The sequence below is a fragment of the Bradyrhizobium sp. AUGA SZCCT0158 genome (assembly GCF_018130065.1).
GTDB lineage: Bacteria > Pseudomonadota > Alphaproteobacteria > Rhizobiales > Xanthobacteraceae > Bradyrhizobium.
In genome coordinates, this window is record NZ_JAFCME010000005.1 from 96311 (window position 1) to 114585 (window position 18275).

The following is an 18275-nucleotide window of genomic DNA, read 5'->3' on the forward strand; positions in this document are numbered from 1 at the left end:
GCAGATGCGTCCAGGGGAGCCAGTGGCAACGCGATAGCGATCGCAGCCAGCGCCAACCTTGCAAGAGACCTTACAAGGCTGTGCTCGCTAGCTGGCGCTTCCGGTGCCAACCAACTTCCAGTTCGGATCGCGGGAACTCGTGTCGCGGGCAAATGTCCAGACATCGGTGATATCGGCGACCTTATCCGGCGTTCCATCGACAATGGCACCGGTCTTGTCGCGGGTGACCGAGATCATCTGCGACACGAACCGCACCGTCAGCTGCGCCGCCTTGTCGCGTGCTTCCGCACCCACCAGTTCGGCCTTGTCGATCGAAACAAACCGCGTTTCGGTTTTCTGCTCGTGCTTCTCGCGATCCTTGATCACCGCGTCGAAACTCTCATAGACCTCGCTCGACAACAGATCCTTGAGCGCGCGGCGGTCGCCATTGGCAAACGCCAGCACGATCATCTCGTAGGCGCTGCGGGCGCCGGAGAGGAAGTGACGGGGATCGAATGAGGAATCCTGCGCGACAAGCGCGTCGAGGCCTTGCGCCAGCGGCGTGCCGGCTTCCGCGATGCCCTTCCAGCGGTCGGTCGCCGGCGCAACGTCCGCGGCCGGCGCCAACGGCGTCTGATCGATCACGGCACCGGGCATCGGCACGACGTTGTTGTCCTGCGTACGCTGCACCACGTTCGGCGCGGCGCGATCATAGGGCGGCCGTTCGCTCCCGGTGCGCTGTCCGAGGACGCTGCGCAGGCGCAGGAAGATGAAGACGGCCAGCGCCAGGAAGATGATAGTGTAAATATCCACGTCGTATTCGCTTTCTGGTTCTAACGCCGGCAACGGGTCCGGCGGTCGAGGGTTCCCTCATGACCCCGGGAACGGCAGAGATTACATCTTCAATCGAGACTGCAGCATGTAGGCATGAAACTTTGCCCGGCCAATGGCGCGTTTTGGCGCGGGTGAATTGTAGCGCGTTTTGGCCGCGAGGGGAAATCCGATCATTTCCGGAAATCACGCATATTCAATTATTTAGGATGACCCCAAAGGGGCTCGCTGGGAGGCCGGCCGCGCGCTATTAGCCATATCTGTCACAAATGGCGGTTGGCCGGACCCGCCTTCAGCCCGTCGTCCTTGTGGAATAAGGCGGGGCTATGATAGCCACTCGCCCGGCAAAGGCATTTCCGCCCGCCGAGCGAATTCAGACAGAAACCCGGGCTCCGCTCGCCAGCGTTTTTAGGAGAGTTTCATGACCAACGGTAACGGCGCGCCCGCAGAGCAGGCCCCTGCCCAGCTCAACGTATTGGCGCAGTATACCAAGGACCTGTCGTTCGAGAATCCGAACGCCCCAGGATCGCTGGCGCCTCAGCAGCAGCAGCCGGCCATCAATATCCAGATCAATGTCGGCGCCAATAATCTCTCCGAGAGCGAGTTCGAGGTGACGCTTTCGATCGAGGGCAAGGCGGAAAATGCCGGCAAGCTCATGTTTTCGTTCGACCTCGCCTATGCGGGGGTGTTCCGCATCGTCAATGTGCCGAAGGAAAACCTGCACCCGCTGGTCATGATCGAATGCCCGCGGCTGTTGTTCCCGTTTGCGCGCGAAATCATTGCCACCTCGGTGCGGGACGGCGGGTTCCCCCCGCTGATGCTCGATCCCGTCGATTTCGTCGGCCTGTATCGCCAGAACATGGAGCGGCAGGCGGCAGAGCAGGCTGCCTCGGGCGCAAAGCCCAGCTAACAGGGGCGCTCAGCGGCTAAACGCCGCTGCAGCGTTTCAAGCAGCTCCCAGAAACTCGTTCCAGATCGCCTTGTCGCCCAGCGTGGCGACAAAGGCCCGGTGCGCCTCGCGGTCAGCATCGGTGATTCGGGGTGCGAGCGGCGTCTCGCGCTGCCGGCGCGGCATATCGCCGGTCCGCTCCGCCCGCGACTCGCGGGTCTCCGAGGCCAGGATCAGCTGCGACTGCCGTGCTCCGATCAGGTCGATATAGACCTCGGCCAGCAGCTCGGCGTCTAGCAGAGCCCCGTGCTTGGTACGGCGGGAATTGTCGATCGAATAACGCGAGCAGAGATCGTCGAGCCGATTCGAGACGCCCGGATGCTTGCGGCGCGCCAGCAGCAGCGTATCGACCAGCCGGTCGCGCGAAATCACCTGGCGCTTGATGCGGTCGAGTTCGGCATTGATGAAGGAGATGTCGAACGACGCGTTGTGGATCACCAGCGGCGCATCGGCGATGAATTCCAGGAACTCCTCGACCACTTCCGTGAACAGCGGCTTGCTGGACAGGAACTCGGCGGAGAGGCCGTGCACGGCGAACGCTTCGGCCGGCATGTCGCGCTCGGGATTGATGTAGCGGTGAAACGTTTGCCCTGTCGGCATGCGGTTGTAGATTTCGATGCAGCCGATCTCGACCAGCCGGTCGCCGCGCAGCGGATCAAGCCCGGTGGTTTCAGTATCGAGAACGATTTCACGCATGGATTTACTTCAGGGCCCGGAAAGTCAGCGAATCAGGTCCGCCGCTGCGGCATCTTAACAACCTCGGCCAGAATGTCCTTGATCCGGGCGCGTACGGGGTCGAGACCATCCGAAGTATCCACCACGAAATCGGCGCGCTTGCGTTTTTCGGCGTCCGGTAGCTGCCGCGCCAGAATGGCGTCGAACCGCGCCTCGTCCATCGTGCCCCGCGCCAACACGCGCTGGCGCTGGATTTCGGGCGTGGTCGTGACCACCACGACCGCATCGACGCGCTTCTCGCCGCCAGTCTCATACAGCAGCGGGATATCCAACAGCACCACCGGCTTGCCCGCCGCTTCCGCATCTTCAAAGAATTTTTTTCGCGACGCGCCGAGCATCGGATGAACGATCTGCTCGAGCTGCTTCATGGCGACGGGATTGTGCACCACCTGGGCGGAGAGCCGCGCCCGATCCACCTTGCCGTCGACTGTGGTGCCGGCAAACGCCGCTTCGATCGCGGGCGCAGCCTCACCCTCATAGATTTTGTGGACCTCGGCATCGGCGTCGTAAACGGGAACCCCCGCCTCCGCGAACAATTTTGCGGTGGTGGATTTTCCCATTCCAATCGAGCCGGTCAGTCCAAGGATCAGCATTCAGGTCGCCATTGTTTGAAACTCAGACGCCAAGCAACCGCTCGCTGCGCAAAAATGCGAACAGCGGCAGCAGCGGCAGGCCGAGGATGGTAAAATGATCGCCTTCGATGCGCTCGAACAAATGCACCCCGAGCCCTTCCAGCTGATAGGCGCCGACGCTGGTCGTCACCGCTTGTCCGGCCTGGTCCAGATAGGCCTCGATCTCGCCCTTGCTGAGAGATCGCATGATCATGTGTGCAACACTAACATGTGCGGACAATATCTTACCGTCACGGGCAACAGCAAATGCCGAATGCAATTCGTGGCGCTTGCCTGCGAGCAAACCCAGTTGCTCCGTAGCTGCGGCACGCCCGGCGGGCTTGCTGAACAACCGGTCCCCAAGCGCCAGCGTTTGGTCTGCGCCAACGACGTAGCGGTCGGGTTTTTGCTGCGAGACCCACAGCGCCTTTTCCCGCGCCAGCAGTTTTGCGATTTCACCGGGCGCCGTTAGCCCGGAGCCCTTCTGCACGGCGCGCTCATCGATATCGGCCGGAACAGCTTCAAGGGCGATGCCGGCGTTGGCCAGCAGCAGCTGCCGCGCGCGGCTCTGCGAAGCCAGGACTAGCGGGTCTTTTCCAAGCCAGATGCTCATAGCCGTTGATCGTTGTTTTGACGCGTTTTCTTGACGCGAACCGGGGTCCACTTCGCTGGAACACGCTCTGGTTTCATTCCGGAAGCCGTTGCCGCTGCCGGTCGGTGAAAAGTTTCAAGATTGCGGCCGCGGTTTCCTCGATTGACCGCCGCGTCACATCGAGCTGCGCCCAGCCGAACTTGGCACTGAGCCGCCGTGCGTACGCCACTTCATCGGTGACGGATTGGCGATCGATATAATCGTCGTTGCCGGAATCCGCGCCCATGCTCAGGAGCCGGTTTTGCCGAACCTGAATCAGGCGCTCCGGCGTTGCATGGAGGCTGACCACCAGCGGCTTCTTCAGCGTTTCCAGCTGATGCGGCGCCGGAATGCCCGGCACCAGCGGGACATTCGCGGTGCGGATGCCGCGGTTGGCGAGATAGATCGAGGTCGGTGTCTTTGACGTACGGGATACGCCGACCAATACGATGTCGGCGTCTTCGAGGCCTTCCACATGCTGGCCGTCGTCATGGATCATCGTGTAGTTCAGCGCGTCGATCCGCTTGAAATATTCGGCATTGAGCACGTGCTGGGCGCCGACGCGCCCCGTGGTGGCCGCACCGAGATAGGCTTCGAACAATTGCATCACCGGGCCGATGATCGACAGGCTCGGGATGTTGATGTCCTTGCACTTGGTCTCGAGCCGGCCAACCAGATCCTTTTCCAGCAGCGTGAAAAGCACGATGCCCGGCGCCTCCTCGATCTCATCGAGCACGCGGTCGAGCTGCTTCTGGCTGCGCACCAAGGGATAGACATGTTCGACCGCGGTGACGTTGGCGTACTGCGCGGCGACCGCGCGCGCCACGGTGATCAGCGTCTCGCCGGTCGAATCGGAGACCAGATGAAGGTGAAAATAATTGCCGGTCGTGGGCACCAAAACCCCTGTGTATTCTGTGAATCCCTGTGGACCTTATCCCAGAGATTTGGCCCTGGATCGTCCTCTCGGGGATAACCCGGCTTTTTCTACACAGGGCCCCCAAAAGGATAAGTCAGATCCCTGATCCGAACGATAGTGAGAATATGTGGATTTGTCTCTGCATAAGCTGCCGATAAGTTGGCGCAAGCGCTTGATGCAAGGGGCGTTATTTGAACGATCCAATTCTCTTGCGGAAAGGGTGATGGATGTGAACAAGCCGGGAGAACTACGGGACGGTTTGTTGTGAGTCCAATTCACCGCTACTTAGACTCAAACCTAAGATTCTAAAAATATTAGTTTAGAGAAGCGGTGCATGAGGATATGTCTCCGTCCCACGCTGGCGGAAGCTTTTCAGGCAATGCTGAGAGCGTCTGAACGTTCCAAGCGGCGATGAGGACGAGGCGACGCACGATGTACGAATGGATCACGATCCCGGCCTACCCGTGGATCAAGGCACTGCATGTGATTGCGGTCATCTCCTGGATGGCCGGCATGCTCTACCTGCCGCGGCTGTTCGTCTATCATTGCGAGGCCGAGGTCGGATCGAAGCAATCCGAGACTTTCAAGGTGATGGAACGCCGGCTGCTGAAGGCGATCATCAATCCGGCGATGATGATCACCTGGCTGGCCGGGCTGTATCTGGCCTGGAGCGGGCATTGGTACATGTCCGGCTGGTTTCACGCCAAGTTCGCGCTGGTGATCGTGCTGTCGGGCGTCCACGGCTTTTTTTCGCGCTGGGTGAAGGATTTCGCCGCCGACAGGAATGCGCGAAGCCAGAGATTCTATCGTATTATCAATGAGGTACCGACTGTTCTGATGGTCGGGATCGTTATTCTGGTCGTGGTCAAGCCGTTCTAGGCGGCGTTTTTGGCGCGAGGAGCACTTCAGGCCTGCTTGCGGAGCGCCGGGCGATTTTCTATATTACCCAAATCCCACCCCACGCAGGCGGATGTGGTTGCGTTCCGGTCTCCTCGTTGAGCCGGCCACCGCATCAGGTTTGAAGCCTCACCGGCACTTTCCTCGCTTAGACCTGCGGACCTTCCGTTTTTCGTGTCCGCTTTTCCTATAAGCCTAGCACCCCTCCTCCAGTTATTCTCCACAGGACCACCCCAATGCGGGAAATGAAACTCCAAGACCTCAAAGCAAAAACGCCGGCCGAGCTCGTCTCGTTCGCGGAAGAGAACGGGGTCGAAAATGCCAGCACCATGCGCAAGCAGGAGCTGATGTTCGCCATCCTCAAGCAGCTCGCGATCCAGGAAACCGACATTATCGGCGAGGGTGTCGTTGAGGTTCTCTCCGACGGCTTCGGCTTCCTGCGTTCGCCAGATGCGAACTATCTGCCCGGCCCGGACGATATCTACGTCTCGCCCTCGCAGATCCGCCGCTTCGGGCTTCGCACCGGCGACACCATCGAGGGCCATATCCGCAGCCCGAAAGAAGGCGAACGCTATTTCGCGCTGCTCAAGGTCAACACACTCAATTTCGAAGACCCGGAAAAGTCCAAGCACAAGGTCAATTTCGACAATCTGACGCCGCTGTTTCCAGACCAGCGCTTCCGCCTCGAACTCGAAGATCCGACGCGAAAAGACCTTTCTGCAAGGGTTATCGACATCGTCGCCCCGATCGGCAAAGGCCAGCGCGCCCTGATCGTGGCGCCGCCGCGCACCGGCAAGACGGTGCTGATGCAGAACATCGCGCACTCGATCACCGCCAATCATCCTGAATGCTATCTGATCGTGCTGCTGATCGACGAACGTCCGGAAGAAGTCACGGACATGCAGCGTTCGGTGAAGGGCGAGGTCGTCTCATCGACCTTCGACGAGCCGGCGGTGCGGCACGTTCAGGTCGCCGAGATGGTGATCGAGAAGGCCAAGCGCCTCGTTGAACACGGCCGCGACGTCGTGATCCTGCTCGACTCGATCACGCGTCTGGGCCGCGCCTACAACACCGTGGTGCCGTCATCCGGCAAGGTGCTGACCGGCGGTGTCGACGCCAACGCGTTGCAGCGGCCGAAGCGCTTCTTCGGTGCTGCCCGTAACATCGAGGAGGGCGGTTCGCTCACCATCATCGCGACCGCGCTGGTCGACACCGGCAGCCGAATGGACGAAGTCATCTTCGAAGAGTTCAAGGGCACCGGTAACTCCGAACTGATCCTGGACCGCAAGGTCTCGGACAAGCGGACCTTCCCGGCGATCGACATCTCGCGCTCCGGCACCCGCAAGGAGGAGCTCATCACCGATCCGCAGCTGCTCAAGAAAATGTACGTGCTGCGCCGAATCCTCAATCCGATGGGCACCATGGATGCGATCGACTTCCTGCTCGACAAGCTCCGCAACACCAAGAACAACTCGGAATTCTTCGATTCGATGAACACCTGATCCATCAGGCGAGGTTGGGGAAGGGCGCCTTGTGTCGAGGGGCGCCCTTTTCATTGCCTGCGTTGCTGCAGCAATTTGCTGCAGCAAAGGTGCACATGGTTCGGTGAGCTTCTTGGAACCGGACTGCACTTAAGTATTTGATATTGCTCGGGTTAGATGCGGTGAGCTACGAAACCCGGCCAAGCCATCGATTTTTGCAGCAAAAATTGCTGCGCAAATGATGCAGCAAATTGGCTCTCGGCGGGGTGTTCCCCGTTTTGATCGGGAGGCCGACCCACAGCTCAAATTGCGTTGCCTTTTCAAGCACTCCTGCACAAATAGGCGATGCATCCGCGGGATCAGACCATTTTTGCGCTGTCGTCGGGCCGTGCGCCGAGCGCGATCGCGATTGTGCGCGTGTCGGGACCGGGAGCCGGTCCGGCGCTGGTCGCGCTGGGTGGCAGAATCCCGCCGGCGCGGGCGGCGACCCGCATGCTGCTCCGCGACGCCGGCGGTCTGCCATTGGACGATGCGGTCGTACTCTGGTTCCCCGGGCCGGCCAGCGCCACCGGCGAAGACGTCGCCGAGTTTCACGTCCATGGTGGGCGGGCAGTGCTGGCCTCGATCTTTGCGGCGCTGGCTGCCCAGGAAAATATGCGCCCCGCCGAACCCGGTGAATTCACGCGGCGCGCGTTCGAGAACGGCAAGCTCGATCTCACCGAGGCCGAGGGCCTCGACGACCTCATTCACGCCGACACCGACCGGCAACGGCGCCAGGCGCTGCGCCAGCTCAAGGGCCTGCTCGGCGACAGAGCGCGCGACTGGCGCGCGCGCATCATCGAGGCATCAGCGCTGATCGAAGCCGGAATCGATTTTTCGGATGAGGGCGATGTGCCCGCGGAATTGATCGCGCCGGCGCTGGTGAAGATCAAGAAGCTCTTAATTGAAATCGAAGAAGTCCTTGCGGCACAGGGTCAAAGTGAACGCCTGCGCGATGGTCTCGTGGTGGCGATCGCGGGTCCCCCGAATGTCGGCAAGTCGACCTTGATGAATCAGCTGGCGCGGCGCGAGGTGGCGATCGTATCGCCACACGCCGGCACCACGCGTGACGTCATCGAAGTGCAGCTCGATCTCGACGGTTATCCGGTGACCGTCATCGACACTGCCGGCATTCGCGAGACCGACGATCCGGTGGAGCAGGAGGGTGTGCGTCGCGCGCGGGCTCGCGCCGCGGAAGCCGATCTTGTGCTGTGGCTTGCCGACCGGGTAGGCGCGAGAATTGATCACGCAGGCACCGCGCCGGTCTGGCGCGTGCGCAACAAGATCGACCTGGATCCGGCCGGTCGGCCATTGGCCGAGGTGCCGGACCGGGGCGAATTTGCGATTTCGGCCAGGGGCGGGGACGGGCTTCCCGAGTTGATCGCGGCCCTGGTCCAATTCGCGCAGGATTATTTTGGGGCCAGCGAGGGCGGGTTGATCAGCCGGACCCGGCAGCGGCAGTTGCTGCAGCAGACAGCGATTTCATTGCAGCGCAGCATTGATGTGGTCGGGGAGGGCGAGGAACTGGCAGCCGAGGAGCTTCGCGTCGCCGCGCATTCGCTTGGGCGGCTACTGGGGCGCGTCGATGTCGAGGACATACTCGACGTGATCTTCCGGGAATTCTGTGTAGGAAAGTAATGTTTCTTTATTATAGTATTTCATTCATTTCATGGCTAATCTGTTTCACGTGAAACGCTTACCCAAGGCGCTAATGGAACCCGCTGTTTCACGTGAAACAGATCCATTCCTTTCAGTTTCCCGCAACTTCCCGCTTCCGCGATTTCTGACTCCGCGATAGAACTCCGCCATGATTTCGCGCTCCGATTCCTTGGACGTCATCGTCATCGGCGGCGGCCATGCCGGCTGCGAGGCCGCGAGCGCGGCCGCCCGGATGGGTGCAACGACGGCGTTGGTGACCCACAGCTTTGCGACCGTCGGCGCGATGTCCTGCAATCCCGCCATCGGTGGTCTGGGCAAGGGGCATCTGGTTCGTGAAGTCGATGCCCTCGATGGTCTGATGGGCCGGGTCGCTGATGCCGGGGGCATCCAGTTTCGGATGCTGAACCGTCGCAAAGGTCCCGCTGTTCGGGGACCGCGGGCCCAGGCCGACCGCGAACTGTATGCGGCCGCGATGCAGGCGGCGATCATCGAGACCGCCAATTTGAGCGTGATCGAAGGCGAGGCGGACGAACTGATCGTTTCCAACGGTCGCGTCACCGGCATTCGTCTGGGCGATGGCCGCGAACTGAGCTGTGGTGCCGTCGTCATCACCACCGGGACCTTCCTCCGTGGTCTGATCCATCTCGGCGAAAAGAACTGGCCGGCCGGGCGGGTCGGCGAGGCGCCGGCGATGAGGCTTTCCGCTTCGTTCGAACGTGCCGGCTTTATGCTTGGCCGTCTCAAGACTGGTACGCCGCCGCGGCTGGATGGCACGACCATCGACTGGTCCGCCGTCGAAATGCAGCCCGGCGACGATCCGCCGGAGCCGTTCTCGGTCATGACCGACCGCATTACGGCTCGACAGATCGAATGCGGGATCACCCGCACCACGCCGGCGACCCATGAGGTGATCCGGGCCAATGTTCATCGCTCGCCGATGTATTCCGGCCAGATCAAGAGCAGCGGTCCGCGCTATTGCCCCTCGATCGAAGACAAGATCGTCCGCTTCGGCGACCGCGACGGCCATCAGATCTTCCTGGAGCCGGAAGGCCTGGAAGACACCACCGTCTATCCCAACGGCATCTCGACCTCGCTTCCGGAAGAGGTGCAGCTCGCGATCCTTTCGACCATTCCCGGTCTCGAGCGGGTCAAGATGGTCCGGCCCGGCTATGCCATCGAATACGACCATGTCGACCCGCGGGAGTTGGAGCCGACACTCCAGGCCAAGCGGTTGCCGGGACTGTTTCTGGCCGGGCAGATCAACGGCACCACCGGGTATGAAGAGGCCGCCGCACAGGGAATTGTCGCGGGGCTGAATGCGGCACTGTCCGCCAGCGGCGGCGAGGCGATCGTTTTCGACCGCGCCGACGGCTATGTCGGCGTGATGATCGATGATCTCGTTACCCGCGGGATATCAGAACCCTATCGTATGTTCACCTCGCGGGCGGAGTATCGCCTGACGCTGCGGGCCGACAATGCCGACCAGCGGCTGACCGACAAGGGGATCGCACTGGGTTGCGTAGGGCAGGCGCGTTCGCAGCGCCACGGGGCCAAGATGGCGGCGCTCGAAGCCGCGAAGTCGCTGGCGAAGTCCTTGACGATCACTCCCACTGAAGCCGGCAAGCACGGCCTGGCGCTGAACCGGGACGGTCACCGCCGCTCGGCATTTGAGCTCCTTGCCTATCCGGAGATTGAATGGTCCGCGCTGCAGGGTATCTGGCCCGAGCTATCAGCCATTGACCCATCGATCGCAGTCCACCTCGAGATCGATGCCAAATATGACGTCTATCTGAAGCGCCAGACCGCTGACGTCGACGCCTTCCGGCGCGATGAGGGCCTGGTTCTGACCGACATCGGTTATTCCGATGTGCCCGGCCTCTCCAATGAAGCGCGCTCAAAGCTCGAGGCGGCGCGGCCGCGAAGCGTGGGGCAGGCGGGGCGGCTGGATGGCTTGACGCCGGCCGCGCTTGGTATCCTGGCGGCTTATCTTCGGCGTGAAGCCCGGCGGAAGACCTCGAAGGCGACGGCTTAAAACGTTTCACGTGAAACGGGGAGGTCCGCTCGAAGCCGGCTGCAATCGTCGTTGCGAGGAGCCCTTGCGACGAAATCCATTCTTCCTTTTGCGCGGACAGATGGATTGCTTCGCTTCGCTCGCAATGACAGTTTTGGGTGGGACGGGCCCCAGGCGAATCGCCAAAGCTCAAACGGCCGAAATTGATAATGACCTCCGACAAAGCCGCCGCCCTCGCCCTCACCCCTGTTTCACGTGAAACAGAGGCGCGGCTGGATCGCTATGTCGATCTGCTCCGGGAATGGCAGGCCAAAACAAACCTGGTGGCGCCGTCGACACTTCCACATCTCTGGACCCGCCATATCGCCGACTCGCTGCAGCTGCTGAGCTTGGCTCCCACTGCAACGAGGTGGGTCGATCTCGGCAGCGGCGGCGGCTTTCCCGGCGTGGTGCTGGCCTGCGCTTTGGCGGAAACACCGGGCGCCAATATTCAATTGGTCGAACGCAACGCCAAGAAAGCCGCGTTCCTGCGCGAAGCAATTCGTGTGACCTCGGCGGCCGGGACCGTGCATCTCGCTGACATCGGGGATATCGTGGATAGAATCGCCGGGCCTGTCGATTGCGTCACTGCGCGGGCGCTGGCTCCGTTACATCAGCTCATCGGTTTCGCGGAACCGCTGGTAGGAAAGGGCGCAAAAGCGTTATTTCTGAAGGGCCAAGATGTAGAGGCTGAATTGACCGAAGCCACTAAATATTGGAATATTGAGCCGCAACTTCATTCCAGCCGCACGGGCGGACAAGGCTGGATCGTCGAACTCGACCGCATCGAGCGACGCAAAACTTCCGCGATGGGCACCGGGTATGACCGAGATTGATCAAATATATCAAGAAGATAAAGCGCCTGCTCCGGCAGCCCATCCGCGCATATTGTCGCTCGCCAACCAGAAAGGTGGCGTCGGCAAGACTACCACCGCGATCAATCTTGGCACGGCACTCGCTGCGATTGGCGAACGCGTGTTGATCGTCGACCTTGATCCCCAGGGCAACGCCTCCACCGGCCTCGGCATCGATCGCCGCGACCGCAACTGTTCAACCTACGATGTGCTGATCGGCGAAGCCCCGCTGCGCGAAGCTGTCGTTGTGACCGCCGTGCCGCGTCTGCATATCGCCGCTTCCACCATGGATCTGTCGGGTCTCGAACTGGAGCTGGGAACGACGCCCGGCCGCGCCTTCCGCCTGCGCGACGCCATCGCCGCGCTGAACAACGATGCAGCGCCCGGATCCGATTACACCTATGTGCTGATCGACTGCCCGCCGTCGCTCAACCTTCTCACCGTCAATGCGATGGCGGCATCCGACGCGATCCTGGTGCCGCTGCAATGCGAATTCTTCGCGCTCGAAGGTCTGTCGCAATTGCTGCAGACCGTGGAGCAGGTGCGCTCGACGTTGAATCCGAATCTGTCGATCCACGGCATCGTGCTGACCATGTTCGACTCGCGCAACAATTTGTCCAACCAGGTCGTCGCCGACGTGCGGCAGTTCATGGGCGCCAAGGTCTACAACACCATGATCCCGCGCAACGTGCGCATCTCCGAGGCGCCGTCCTATGGCAAGCCGGTGCTGGTTTACGATCTCAAATGCGTCGGCAGCGATGCGTATCTCAAGCTTGCGACGGAAGTGATCCAGCGTGAGCGTGAGCTGCGAACGCATTAGCGCGAAATCGTAGGATGGGTAGAGCGCAGCGAAACCCATCGCACCACGACGAGCTTGATGGGTTCGCTACGCTCTACCCATCCTACAAGAAAAACAGTTTCTAATTTCGGAGTATGCTGCGTGAATCCAAGGGAGCTGACGATGGCCGACGAAGCGCGTTCGCGACTGGGCCGCGGTCTTGCAAGTCTGATCGGCGATGTCGGCGGCGAGGCCGCGCATGTCGAACGTCCGCGCAATCAGCGCAAGGTGCCGATCGAATTTCTAAAGGCAAATCCGCGCAACCCGCGCCGGACGTTTGCCGACGCCGAACTCGGCGAGCTCGCTGCTTCCGTCAAGCAGCATGGCGTGATCCAGCCGATCGTGGTGCGTCCGGTCAAGGGCGCCACCGATCGCTATGAGATCATCGCCGGCGAACGCCGCTGGCGCGCCTCGCAGCTGGCCGGGCTGCATGAAGTGCCGATCGTGCCGATCGAGGTCAGCGACAGCGACGCGCTCGAGATCATGATCATCGAAAACGTGCAGCGCGAAGACCTCAATGCGATGGAAGAGGCGCAGGGCTATCACGCGCTCGCGGAAGAATTCAAACGCAGCCAGGAAGAGATCGCCAAGGAAGTCGGCAAGAGCCGCAGCCATGTCGCCAACATGATGCGGCTGACGAAACTGCCGCCAGAGGTGCAGGCCCTCATCTCCACGGGCGAGCTATCGGCCGGTCACGCCCGCGCGTTGATCAGCGTACCGGATCCGCTTGCCTCCGCAAAGCGTATCGTCGCCGAAGGCCTCAACGTCCGCCAGGCCGAAGCGCTGGCGCATGAAGAGGGCGTGCCGGAACGCAAGCCGCAGAAGGCCCGCAGCGGCGGCAAGACCAAGGACCCCGATACGATCGCGTTGGAGAAACGCGTCAGCGACGCGCTTGGGCTGGCCGTCACCGTCAACCACCGCGATCCCGGCGGCAGCGTCCAGATCAGCTACCGCAACCTCGAGCAGCTGGATGAAGTGATGCGGCGGCTGGCGAAGGGGATTTGAGGCCTTCTCCACGTCATTGCGAGGAGCGATAGCGACGAAGCAATCCATCTATCCCCGAGTTGAGGCATGGATTGCTTCGCTTCGCTCGCAATGACGGTGGAATGAGAAGCACCGCACGCACCTCAACGAAATTCAGCGATGACCTCGATCTCGCCCACGATGGCCTCGTTGAACGCAATCATTTCCTCTGCGGGAATCCAGTACTCCAGATGTGCGGAGCCACCGGCGGCTTGCACCCGGTAATTGTCCAGGAAATTCCGCCGCACCTCAAACCGAGTGACATAGCCGGAGCCGCTGGCCGGTACATTCCAATCGCGGGCAATCTTCACGGCGTACTCTTCCGACAGCACAGGATAGAAGATCGGCTGTTCCGGAAGCCGCGGCGGAAAAGCGCGCATGCCGCTCTCCTGGATCAATTCCAGCTCGCGTGGGCCAACCGGCCGCCAAAGCGTCACGACGTCTTGTTTCTCGCCGGACATGCTACCCCCGCCGCTTCGCATTCGCCGCGATCGACAACAGCGTTCGTTGCGCGATCGCAGCCGCCAGCGTGGCCTGCTTGCGCATGTCGAATGCGGCGGTCGCGAGCTGGTCGATGATCGCGACCAGCCGCGCGGCGCTGAAATTCCGTAGCGCGACTTCAACCGCGCCCTTGCGCGAAAAATGCAGCCGCGGATACCCGCTCTCCAGCAAATTCGAGACCGGCGTGCCTTCGGCTACCGCTAGCGCCGATTTGTGCAGCCATGCGGCCTGGCGTTGGGCTGCCGAAATGATCACGCCGGGATAGGTGCCGGCGATCATCGCTTTGGCGAATTCGCTTTCGACCAGATCAGGCTTTCCAGCAAACGCGCCGTCGACGATCGGATCGAGCTTCAGCTCGGAGGCGTCAGCGACTACCGCCATCACGTCGTCGATCGACACCTCGCCCTGGCCATGGGCATAGAGCGCGAGTTTTCGAAGTTCGTTGCGCGAGGCCTGCCGGTCGCCGCCGAGCAGTGCGGTCAGCACGGCGCGGGCGTCGGGCGCGATGCGCAGGTTGGAGGGCCGCAATTCATCATCGATCAGCTTGGCAAGGTCGCGTTCGGTGTCGGGATAGCAAGCGATCGCGACCGCGGTCTTGGCGCGCTCGCAGGCCTTGCGCAGCGGCGACTCCGGCCGGAGCTCGCCGGCCTCGATCACGATGCGGCAATCCTTGAGCGACATCTCTGCCAGCGTGTCGATACCGCCAGCAAAACTGCGCGAGCCTGCACGCACGCGGATGGCGCGGCGGCCGCCGAACAGCGGTACCGTCATCGCTTCATCGACCAGCCGCGATGGCTCGGCCGACAATTCGTCACCGTCCAGCCGCACCATTGAAAACGGATCATTGGGATCGTCGACCGCGGACGCCAGCAGTGCGTCGGCGCGTTCACGCACCAGGCCGGCGTCCGGGCCGTACAGCAGGATGATGGGACGGCCGGAATCAGGCCGGGCGAGAAAAGCGTCGATTTCTTTTCCGCGAAGCGCGACCAATTGCGGGATCAGGTGCCGGCGACGAAGAACGACGCCAGCCGGGTCTGGATGTTCTCGGCGATCTCGTTGGCTGAGCGATCCTCCGCGTCGCGGAAGGCGCGGGCGCGGGCGAAACGCTGCATCTGGCCCGGGATGTCATAGGACACGCGGGAGAAGGTCGTGCCTGTCATGACAGATTTGTTCGTCGCCAGATCGATCAGATTGTACTGCGCGTCGATGCCGTAATTCTCGCTCGACGGCAGCGCGGTGGTCGGATCGAGGATCAGCGACGAGCGGCTGGTGGAGAACCGCAGCACCAGCCGATGGGTCGGCGGCATGCCGGTCGCATTGCCATAAAGCTTGAACGCCAGCTGGTTGCGGATTTCGACCTGAATGCGGGCCTCGCGGGAGGCGTTGTTCTTGTCGACGGGCGGGATTTCCACGCCCATCAGCTTTTCGCGCAGGCCGGGCGAGCCGTCGGCGCGTTCGGCATACATCGGCTGAAAACAGCCGGCCGTCAGCGCCGCCAGAGCGACAACGGCGAGCAGCCGAGCGGCGATCCGGGTCCTAGCCAACGACATTCACGATCCTCATGGGAACAACAATCACCTTGCGGACGGCCTTGCCGCCCAGGGCCAGTTTTACCGCATCAAGGGCCAGAACGGCAGCCTCAATTTCCGGATTTTGGGCGCCCCGTGGCAAGGTTACATCACCCCGTTTTTTGCCGTTGACCTGAACCACCAGCGTCACCGTGTCTTCAACCAGCAAATCGCGTTCGATTTGGGGCCAATTGGCTTCCGAAATCAGCCCGGATTGCCCCAATACCGTCCAGCACTCCTCGGCCAGATGGGGCATCATGGGAGCGAACAATTGAACAAGGATGACCGCGGCCTCCCGGACCGACCAGGCCAAGTCAGGCGTCGGCTGCCCCTCCCGCCCCAGCACCTCGGCCAGCGCATTGGTGAATTCGCGGATATGGGCGAGGCAGACGTTGAAATGCAGCCGCTCGATGCCGTTCGACACCTTGTCCAGCGCGCCATGGGCCGCCTTGCGCAAGCCCAGCGCATCATCGCCGAACGAGGCCGGCCGGGCGGCCGGGGCTGCTTTGGCGATCTCGGCCGATTCGTTGACCAGCCGCCACAGCCGCTGCACGAAGCGCGAGGCGCCCTGCACGCGCTCGTCGCTCCAGATCACGTCGCGATCCGGTGGTGAGTCCGACAGCATGAACCAGCGCGCGACGTCGGCGCCGTAGGTGGCGATGATGTCGTCGGGGTCGACAGTGTTCTTCTTCGACTTCGACATCTTCTCGATCGCGCCGATGGCGACCTCTTCACCCGTGGTCAGCAGCAGGGCGCGCTTGCCATTGCCGCCGGTCTCGATCTTCACCTCGGCGGGCGTGACGTAAGAGCCGTCGGCCTTCTGGTAAGTCTCGTGCACCACCATGCCCTGCGTGAACATGCCGGCGAACGGCTCGTCCATGCCGATATGGCCGGTCGCCTTCATCGCGCGGGTGAAGAAGCGGCTGTACAGCAGATGCAGGATCGCGTGCTCGACACCGCCGATATACTGGTCGATCGGCAACATCCGGTTGACGACGTCAGGCGTAGTCGGCGCGTTCTCGTTCCAGGGATCGGTGAAGCGCGCAAAATACCAGGACGAGTCGACAAACGTGTCCATGGTGTCGGTTTCGCGCTGGGCTTTGCCACCGCATTTGGGGCAGGCGACGTGCTTCCAGGTCGGATGATGGTCGAGCGCGTTGCCGGGCTTGTCGAAGGTCACGTCCTCCGGCAGCACCACCGGCAGGTCGCTGTCCGGCACCGGCACCACATCGCATTTCGGGCAGTGGATCACCGGGATCGGGCAGCCCCAATAGCGTTGGCGCGAAATGCCCCAGTCGCGCAGGCGGAAGTTCACCTGCCGCTCAGCCACCGGCATGTTGCCGCGCAGTTCACGCTCCAGCCGCTTTGCGACTTCTTCCTTGGCCTGCTCGATGGTCATGCCGTCGAGGAAGCGGGAATTGATCATGCGGCCGTCACCGTCATAGGCGGTGTCCGTGATCACGAACGTCTTCGAATCCTGGCCTTCCGGACACACGACGGGCGTGACGCCGAGCGCATATTTATTGACGAAATCGAGGTCGCGCTGGTCGTGCCCGGGGCAGCCGAAGATCGCGCCGGTGCCGTATTCCATCAGCACGAAGTTGGCGACATAAACCGGCAGCTTCCAGTTCGGGTCGAACGGATGCACGGCGCGGATGCCGGTGTCGAAACCCTGCTTCTCGGCGGTGTCGATGATTTCCTGGGCGGTGCCGATGCGCTTGACCTCGGCGATGAACTCCGCGAGCTTGGGATTCTTCGCTGCCGCCGCGATCGCCAGCGGATGGTCGGCCGCGATCGCCATGAACTTCGCGCCGAACAGCGTGTCGGGCCGCGTCGTGAAGATCTTCAGCTCGCTCTCGCCGGCCGGCGTTGTTGCCGCATCCAGCGCGAAGCGCACCAGCAGGCCCTCGGAGCGGCCGATCCAGTTGCGCTGCATCAGCCGCACCTTGTCGGGCCAGCGATCCAGCCCGTCCAGGGCGTCCAGCAGTTCCTGCGAGTACTTCGTGATCTTGAAGACCCACTGGCTCATCTCGCGCTGTTCGACCACGGCGCCGGAACGCCAGCCGCGGCCGTCGATCACCTGCTCGTTGGCGAGCACGGTCATGTCGACCGGGTCCCAGTTCAGCTTGCGCTTCTCGCGCTCGGCGAGACCGGCGCGCAGCATGTCGAGAAACATCTTCTGCTGATGCTTGTAATAGCTGGGGTCGCAGGTCGCGAATTCCCGGCTCCAGTCGAGCGACAGTCCGATCGACTGCAGCTGCTTCTTCATCGCGGCGATGTTGTCGTAGGTCCAGGCCTTGGGCGCGACCTTGCGCTCGATCGCGGCGTTTTCGGCCGGCAGCCCGAACGCGTCCCAGCCCATCGGGTGCAGCACGTTGAACCCCTTGGCGCGCATGAACCGCGCCAGCACGTCGCCGAGCGTATAGTTGCGGACATGCCCGATATGGATGCGCCCGGACGGGTAGGGGAACATCTCGAGGACGTAATATTTCGGCCGGGAATCGTCGTTTTTGGAGGCGAAGATCGCCTTCTGGTCCCACTGGCGTTGCCAGCGCGGCTCGGAGTCACGGGCGTTATAGCGTTCGGAGGTCATGGAATCGCTGGGCTTTTATGGATTCGGGGCCGTCTAAAAGACGGCGGACTAGGCCACAAAAGCGGTTGCGGGGTCAACGGGTTGGCGCAGATCGACAGGCCCCCTTGGGGTGTCTTGAGC

At 62.0% G+C, this 18275-nt stretch carries 17 protein-coding genes; 8 read left to right on the forward strand and 9 right to left on the reverse strand.

All coding sequences use genetic code 11. From position 1 onward, the window contains the following. Positions 1-87 precede the first annotated feature (87 nt). Positions 88-792, reverse strand: coding sequence for a Tim44/TimA family putative adaptor protein (locus JQ574_RS09025; RefSeq protein ID WP_212207591.1), 705 nt, complete (start codon positions 790-792; stop codon positions 88-90). A 439-nt stretch (positions 793-1231) separates the two neighbouring features. Between JQ574_RS09025 and secB the strand changes: the two genes are divergently transcribed. After that, the gene (gene secB / locus JQ574_RS09030) at positions 1232-1720 is read left to right on the forward strand and encodes a protein-export chaperone SecB (RefSeq protein WP_212207592.1); all 489 of its coding nucleotides are present in this window, start codon (positions 1232-1234) and stop codon (positions 1718-1720) included. A gap of 36 nt (positions 1721-1756) precedes the next feature. Here the strand turns inward: secB and dnaQ are convergent, their stop codons facing one another. The 4 genes from dnaQ to JQ574_RS09050 all read right to left on the reverse strand — a co-directional run bounded on the left by dnaQ (position 1757) and on the right by JQ574_RS09050 (position 4631). Further along, positions 1757-2455: a DNA polymerase III subunit epsilon gene (dnaQ, locus tag JQ574_RS09035; RefSeq protein ID WP_212207593.1), complete on the reverse strand. Its 699-nt coding sequence runs from the start codon at positions 2453-2455 to the stop codon at positions 1757-1759. Between the two features lie 32 nt (positions 2456-2487). Then, positions 2488-3087 carry a dephospho-CoA kinase gene (gene coaE, locus JQ574_RS09040; RefSeq protein ID WP_212207594.1) on the reverse strand — a complete coding sequence of 200 codons (600 nt, stop codon included), beginning with the start codon at positions 3085-3087 and terminating at the stop codon, positions 2488-2490. A 22-nt stretch (positions 3088-3109) separates the two neighbouring features. Continuing rightward, entirely contained in the window at positions 3110-3718 is a 609-nt protein-coding gene (locus JQ574_RS09045; RefSeq protein ID WP_212207595.1) for a Maf family protein, read from the reverse strand. Between the two features lie 73 nt (positions 3719-3791). Continuing rightward, entirely contained in the window at positions 3792-4631 is an 840-nt protein-coding gene (locus tag JQ574_RS09050; RefSeq protein ID WP_212207596.1) for a pyruvate, water dikinase regulatory protein, read from the reverse strand. Between the two features lie 453 nt (positions 4632-5084). On the opposite strand from JQ574_RS09050, the gene hemJ reads away from it, so the two are divergent. From hemJ to JQ574_RS09085, 7 genes are all read left to right on the forward strand, one after another. Then, the gene (gene hemJ, locus JQ574_RS09055) at positions 5085-5531 is read left to right on the forward strand and encodes a protoporphyrinogen oxidase HemJ (protein ID WP_212207597.1); all 447 of its coding nucleotides are present in this window, start codon (positions 5085-5087) and stop codon (positions 5529-5531) included. Positions 5532-5785: 254 nt separating this feature from the next. Then, a complete protein-coding gene (gene rho / locus JQ574_RS09060; RefSeq protein WP_074821153.1) occupies positions 5786-7051 on the forward strand; it encodes a transcription termination factor Rho in 1266 nt (421 codons plus the stop codon). A 324-nt stretch (positions 7052-7375) separates the two neighbouring features. Next, the gene (gene mnmE / locus JQ574_RS09065; RefSeq protein ID WP_212383450.1) at positions 7376-8707 is read left to right on the forward strand and encodes a tRNA uridine-5-carboxymethylaminomethyl(34) synthesis GTPase MnmE; all 1332 of its coding nucleotides are present in this window, start codon (positions 7376-7378) and stop codon (positions 8705-8707) included. A 169-nt stretch (positions 8708-8876) separates the two neighbouring features. After that, positions 8877-10760: a tRNA uridine-5-carboxymethylaminomethyl(34) synthesis enzyme MnmG gene (gene mnmG / locus JQ574_RS09070; RefSeq protein ID WP_212383451.1), complete on the forward strand. Its 1884-nt coding sequence runs from the start codon at positions 8877-8879 to the stop codon at positions 10758-10760. Between the two features lie 188 nt (positions 10761-10948). Continuing rightward, a complete protein-coding gene (gene rsmG / locus JQ574_RS09075) occupies positions 10949-11614 on the forward strand; it encodes a 16S rRNA (guanine(527)-N(7))-methyltransferase RsmG (RefSeq protein WP_212207600.1) in 666 nt (221 codons plus the stop codon). After that, positions 11601-12452: a ParA family protein gene (locus JQ574_RS09080; protein ID WP_212207601.1), complete on the forward strand. Its 852-nt coding sequence runs from the start codon at positions 11601-11603 to the stop codon at positions 12450-12452. The genes rsmG and JQ574_RS09080 overlap by 14 nt, the downstream gene beginning before the upstream one ends. Positions 12453-12593: 141 nt before the next feature. Further along, on the forward strand, positions 12594-13475 hold the full coding sequence (locus JQ574_RS09085) for a ParB/RepB/Spo0J family partition protein (RefSeq protein ID WP_212207602.1): 882 nt from the start codon (positions 12594-12596) through the stop codon (positions 13473-13475). A gap of 122 nt (positions 13476-13597) precedes the next feature. Here the strand turns inward: JQ574_RS09085 and JQ574_RS09090 are convergent, their stop codons facing one another. Genes JQ574_RS09090 through leuS form a run of 4 tightly spaced genes read right to left on the reverse strand, consistent with a single transcriptional unit; the run spans position 13598 to position 18155 of the window. Beyond that, on the reverse strand, positions 13598-13954 hold the full coding sequence (locus JQ574_RS09090; protein WP_212207603.1) for an ADP-ribosylation/crystallin J1: 357 nt from the start codon (positions 13952-13954) through the stop codon (positions 13598-13600). A gap of 1 nt (position 13955) precedes the next feature. Continuing rightward, the gene (gene holA, locus JQ574_RS09095) at positions 13956-14984 is read right to left on the reverse strand and encodes a DNA polymerase III subunit delta (protein ID WP_212207604.1); all 1029 of its coding nucleotides are present in this window, start codon (positions 14982-14984) and stop codon (positions 13956-13958) included. 8 nt (positions 14985-14992) lie between these two features. Next, a complete protein-coding gene (gene lptE / locus JQ574_RS09100) occupies positions 14993-15544 on the reverse strand; it encodes an LPS assembly lipoprotein LptE (RefSeq protein WP_212207605.1) in 552 nt (183 codons plus the stop codon). Further along, the gene (gene leuS, locus JQ574_RS09105; protein WP_212207606.1) at positions 15531-18155 is read right to left on the reverse strand and encodes a leucine--tRNA ligase; all 2625 of its coding nucleotides are present in this window, start codon (positions 18153-18155) and stop codon (positions 15531-15533) included. Before leuS ends, lptE begins: the two co-directional genes overlap by 14 nt. Positions 18156-18275 lie beyond the last annotated feature (120 nt).

Excerpts from the sequence above, each read along its gene's own strand:
- JQ574_RS09080 (WP_212207601.1), top strand. The coding sequence starts at position 11,601 with ATGACCGAGATTGATCAAATATATCAAGAAGATAAAGCGCCTGCTCCG.
- leuS (WP_212207606.1), bottom strand. The coding sequence starts at position 18,155 with ATGACCTCCGAACGCTATAACGCCCGTGACTCCGAGCCGCGCTGGCAA.
- dnaQ (WP_212207593.1), bottom strand. The coding sequence starts at position 2,455 with ATGCGTGAAATCGTTCTCGATACTGAAACCACCGGGCTTGATCCGCTG.
- JQ574_RS09085 (WP_212207602.1), top strand. The coding sequence starts at position 12,594 with ATGGCCGACGAAGCGCGTTCGCGACTGGGCCGCGGTCTTGCAAGTCTG.
- lptE (WP_212207605.1), bottom strand. The coding sequence starts at position 15,544 with ATGTCGTTGGCTAGGACCCGGATCGCCGCTCGGCTGCTCGCCGTTGTC.
- rsmG (WP_212207600.1), top strand. The coding sequence starts at position 10,949 with ATGACCTCCGACAAAGCCGCCGCCCTCGCCCTCACCCCTGTTTCACGT.
- hemJ (WP_212207597.1), top strand. The coding sequence starts at position 5,085 with ATGTACGAATGGATCACGATCCCGGCCTACCCGTGGATCAAGGCACTG.
- rho (WP_074821153.1), top strand. The coding sequence starts at position 5,786 with ATGCGGGAAATGAAACTCCAAGACCTCAAAGCAAAAACGCCGGCCGAG.
- mnmG (WP_212383451.1), top strand. The coding sequence starts at position 8,877 with ATGATTTCGCGCTCCGATTCCTTGGACGTCATCGTCATCGGCGGCGGC.
- JQ574_RS09045 (WP_212207595.1), bottom strand. The coding sequence starts at position 3,718 with ATGAGCATCTGGCTTGGAAAAGACCCGCTAGTCCTGGCTTCGCAGAGC.
- JQ574_RS09090 (WP_212207603.1), bottom strand. The coding sequence starts at position 13,954 with ATGTCCGGCGAGAAACAAGACGTCGTGACGCTTTGGCGGCCGGTTGGC.
- mnmE (WP_212383450.1), top strand. The coding sequence starts at position 7,376 with ATGCATCCGCGGGATCAGACCATTTTTGCGCTGTCGTCGGGCCGTGCG.
- coaE (WP_212207594.1), bottom strand. The coding sequence starts at position 3,087 with ATGCTGATCCTTGGACTGACCGGCTCGATTGGAATGGGAAAATCCACC.
- secB (WP_212207592.1), top strand. The coding sequence starts at position 1,232 with ATGACCAACGGTAACGGCGCGCCCGCAGAGCAGGCCCCTGCCCAGCTC.